Source organism: Lacticaseibacillus suilingensis, from assembly GCF_016861845.1.
In the GTDB taxonomy this organism is placed as follows: domain Bacteria; phylum Bacillota; class Bacilli; order Lactobacillales; family Lactobacillaceae; genus Lacticaseibacillus; species Lacticaseibacillus suilingensis.
In genome coordinates this window covers 1-776 of record NZ_BOLV01000070.1, presented here as the reverse complement: position 1 = coordinate 776, position 776 = coordinate 1, and the positions used below count along the sequence as shown (strand labels likewise).

The 776-nt window shown below is 52.6% G+C and carries 1 protein-coding gene; it reads left to right on the top strand.

Features of this window, described 5'->3' with window-relative positions:
* A partial coding sequence (gene tnpC / locus JUF11_RS13135) for an IS66 family transposase (RefSeq protein ID WP_204119946.1) occupies positions 1-698 on the top strand: 698 nt, incomplete at its 5' end.
* Between the last annotated feature and the right edge of the window lie 78 nt (positions 699-776).

Sequence of the window (776 nt, the reverse complement as noted above, 5' to 3'; positions counted from 1 at the left end):
CATATGGCAATACCCGTTCCGGTAAGTTCGCCCAGCAAATTTACTCAGGTTATACGGGTGTCCTGCAGTGTGATGGCTACGCCGGTTATAATCTCCTCGGCGACAGCGTCATCCGGGTTGGTTGTTGGGCCCACGTAAGACGCAAGTTCTACGATGACGCCGCGAAGGTCAAAGGTAAGTTCACTCGCACGAAGCCTTTAGAGCTGCTCAACCAGATGTTCCATTCGGAAGAACAGTGGCGCCTTCTCTCGCCAGAGGAGCGTCTGAAGTGTCGACAGACAGACCTGAAACCGCTGATCGATCAGTTCTGGGCATGGTGTGAACAAGCCGCTCCAGCGCCAAAGTCGCGATTGGGCGTCGCTTTGACCTACGCCTTGAATCAGCGCCAAATGCTCAACCGTGTCTTGGAGTTTGGCGAGATCGATCTGAGTAATAACGCTTCAGAGCGAAACATGAAGTCCTTCGTGATCGGTCGCAAGAACTGGTTGTTTGCGACGAGCCCGAAGGGTGCCGAGGCCAACGCCATCTGGATGACGATTGTTGAGACCGCAAAGGCCAACGGACTGGATCCAAGAACTTACATCGAACGTCTTCTGCACGAGCTGTCGCAGCTTCCCACTTCTCCTACGAGAGAACAAGCTGAGTCTTATTTACCTTGGAATCAGTATCTGAAGCCATCAAAACAAGAGATTGCTTGAACAACGAAGGGGCGTAATCCGAGAATGCGGATTACGCCCCTTCTTAGTTTGCAAGGCGGTCGGTTATTGGGTGCTTAC